Origin of the sequence: Lentilactobacillus sp. (assembly GCF_040773105.1) — a bacterium.
Classification (GTDB): domain Bacteria; phylum Bacillota; class Bacilli; order Lactobacillales; family Lactobacillaceae; genus Lentilactobacillus; species Lentilactobacillus parabuchneri.
Genome location: NZ_JAXGWW010000238.1, coordinates 1 through 3,187, shown reverse-complemented (window position 1 = coordinate 3,187; position 3,187 = coordinate 1). Strand labels below are relative to the sequence as shown.

The 3,187-nt window shown below is 41.8% G+C and carries 3 protein-coding genes and 1 pseudogene; 1 reads left to right on the top strand and 3 read right to left on the bottom strand.

What is annotated here, in order from left to right:
* From AB3112_RS10015 to AB3112_RS10005, 3 genes and pseudogenes are all read right to left on the bottom strand, one after another.
* Positions 1 to 681: pseudogene (locus AB3112_RS10015) on the bottom strand (DNA helicase RecG); the annotation flags it as partial.
* A 68-nt stretch (positions 682 to 749) separates the two neighbouring features.
* Entirely contained in the window at positions 750 to 2,462 is a 1,713-nt protein-coding gene (locus AB3112_RS10010) for a DAK2 domain-containing protein (RefSeq protein WP_367334413.1), read from the bottom strand.
* A 28-nt stretch (positions 2,463 to 2,490) separates the two neighbouring features.
* Complete coding sequence (locus AB3112_RS10005) at positions 2,491 to 2,853, bottom strand: Asp23/Gls24 family envelope stress response protein (protein ID WP_013727939.1); 363 nt, start codon at positions 2,851 to 2,853, stop codon at positions 2,491 to 2,493.
* Between the two features lie 221 nt (positions 2,854 to 3,074).
* On the opposite strand from AB3112_RS10005, the gene AB3112_RS10000 reads away from it, so the two are divergent.
* Positions 3,075 to 3,187, top strand: a 113-nt coding sequence (locus AB3112_RS10000) for a bL28 family ribosomal protein (protein ID WP_367334414.1), incomplete at its 3' end; no start/stop codon positions are given.

Below are 3,187 nucleotides of genomic sequence, written 5' to 3'. Positions count from 1 at the left end.
GTGGGTTTGTTTTAAGAGCTGAACTTTCATTGAGAATAAGAAAAACTCCATAAACTTAGCGGTTCGAAACGCTTTTTTAGCAGCAATTGGCGAGTCTGGAAAATGAATATTTTTAATCGTATCGTGAAACGATTCCAGTCGGTATTTTTCCCTTAATGACTGTGGAATGATGTCCACCAGCTGATCCTCATACGTGTCAAAACCTAATTTTACCAGCTGCTTAATGGTATTTTGCTTGACCTCTTTATTGCTTGGATAAATGGAGTCGTAGGTGTCATTTCGCTCACCGCTTAAAATCTTCATCCCTTGAATTTGATTCCGGGCGCGACTATAGGTTCCAAAAATAATCACCTGGTCGGCTAATTCAAGTTGCTTTTTCAGCCACGGTTGATTGAAGAAGGTAACGGTATAAATATCATCATTAATTTTTAAATGCAGACTTAACCGGCTTCGTCGACGTCCGAAGAAGGTCACCGTCGGTTCACTGATAATCGTCCCTTTAACGGTGACTTTCTGCCCATCAACAGCGGTTTTAAGATCCTTGAGCGAGAGGTCATCATAACGTCTGGGATAATAGGTCAAAAGGTCATTGATGGTATTAATCCCCAGCTTGTTTAAAGCTGTTAATCGTTTTTCGCCAACCCCTTTAAGAACCGCGACTGAATCACTTAAGCTGGCCATATTATCCCCCCTTTTTACTAGAGATAAATAAAAGTTTGGCCACGTTGACCAAACTTTTACCAAGTTGTTTATTCGACAGAAATTAAGAATGGGTAAACCGGTTGGTCACCTTCATGAATTTCAACTTCCAATTCATCATCCAACTTCAAGATACCGTCTTGGACTTTTTCTGCTAGTGCTTGATCGGCGCCATCGCCATAAATAATGGTAATGGCTTCACTGTCTTCGTCGAGCATCTTTTGAACCATTTGAATGGCTGTTTCAACCAGGTCGTCGCCGACAGTTGAAATATCGCCGTCTACGATTCCCATGAATTGATCCTTCTTGATTTCCAAGTTGTTGATCTTGGTGTCCCGAATGGCAGTCGTCACCTGTCCTGATTTGACAGTTGGCAAGTTGTCTTCCATCGCCTTTTGATTGTCTTCAAGTGAGTTTTCAGGATTAAATCCAAGCATTGCCGTAATTCCTTGTGAAATCGTCTTGGAATGGACAATTACTGTCGGGATATCAACAACTTCTGCGGCTTGTTCGGCTGCCAAAAAGATGTTCTTATTATTCGGCAGAACGATGGCTTGCTTAGCATTGGTATTCTTAATGGCATTAACAATATCCTCTGTGCTGGGATTCATTGTTTGACCACCGCTTACGATGTAATTGACACCCAAACTTTGGAACAACTCATTCAACCCTTTACCAGATGAAACGGAAATAATAGCTGTATCTGACACTGGTTGCTGGGTACTGATACTTTCAGCTCTTTGGATTGGTGAATCATCCTGATCAGGGGTTTCATCATCATTTTCGATGATTGTTTCTTGTTGAAGTCGCATGTTATCAACTTTAACGGTTGCCAAATCACCAAACTCCTGCCCCCAAGCGAGGACTTTTCCAGGATGTTCGGTGTGGACGTGAACCTTCACGATATCGTCGTCGTTAATGACCAGAAGTGAATCACCGAGCTTGGCGAGGTAGTCGTAAAAAGTCTGATAATCAAATTGATGATCGACTTCTCTACCTTTCCCAATTCGAACCATGATTTGGGTACAGTAACCATAAACAATATCTTCAGGATTTAATTTACTTTGAACACTTTGATCGGCCACTTTAATCATCTGATTCATCTCGGCATCATTTGGCTGATAGTCTCCGGATTCGGATTCGTCACGGCCGTTTAAAACATCATCGAATGCTTCCAGTACAAAAACAAGTCCCTGACCGCCTGAATCGACGACGCCAACTTGTTTTAAAACCGGCAGTAAGTCAGGGGTCTTTTCCAGAGCGCTTTTGGACGCCTCATAAATGGCGTCCATGACGGCGACCACATCGTTGGTTGTCGCCGCTGTCTTTTTACCAGCGGAAGCAGCCATTCGAACCACGGTTAAGATGGTTCCTTCAGTTGGCTTCATAACAGATTTATAAGCAATCTCTGTCCCGGCAATAAAGGCATCGGAAATGTCTTGTGCACTCAGGGTTTGTTTGCCTTCTGTAGACTTGGAGAAGCCACGGAAGATTTGTGATAGAATAACACCGGAATTTCCACGGGCCCCCATCAATAATCCCTTTGCAAGCGCGCCGGAGAGGTCGCCCACCGTCTGGCTGGTATCTTTGTTCACGTACTTGTATCCACTGGCCATAGAGAGGCTCATATTGGTTCCGGTATCACCGTCAGGAACTGGGAACACGTTGAGTGAATTGATAAAATCAGCATTTTTATTTAATTTAGTTGCGGCTGCTTGAACCATTGCCGTAAATTCGGTGTTGGTAATTTCTGTAACTTTCAACTACTTGTCCTCCTTGGTCACTCAGTAATCAGTCGTTCATTACCTGAACGCCTTGAATGATTACATTGACCGAATTTGCAGATACGCCAAGCATACTTTGCAGGTTATACTTAACCTTTGCTTGAACATTTTTTGAAACTTCGGAAATCTTATTCCCGTAGGCAACGATAATATACACATTCACTTCAATTTCATTGTCGTGTTGTTTCACAACGACGCCTTTAAAGTAGTTCTCACGATTTAAAATGGTATTGACGTTGTCTCTAAGTTGGTTGCGACTCGCCATGCCAACTACTCCGTAATTATCGGTCGCAGCACCGCCAACAACATTTGCGATCACGTTGTTGTCGATATCAACTGTTCCAAATCTTGTTTTGATTTTGACGGCCATCTGTAGCAGCCTCCTTAATTTTCTATTTACCTATTAACGATAGTTAATATTACCACAATAACACCAAAAACCAAAGTAATCTCGTCAGTGTTTGAAGAGCTGTCAAGTATAATTACTTGAAAGAAAAGTATTGCAATATCAATGTATCTATGATAAATTATTCTAGTGTAATGAAACAGACATTTAACACTAAAATCGAAGAGAAGGGAGATTTGTTACCCATGGCAAAGGATTTTATTAATGGTAAGCGTACCCACTTTGGTAACAAACGTTCACACGCTTTAAACTCAAGTCGTCGCAGCTGGAAGCCAAATTTGCAAAAAGTTCGGATTCT

What these genes read in the sequence shown, in the direction of transcription:
- AB3112_RS10005 (WP_013727939.1), bottom strand. Translation starts at nt 2,853, where the DNA reads ATGGCCGTCAAAATCAAAACAAGATTTGGAACAGTTGATATCGACAAC.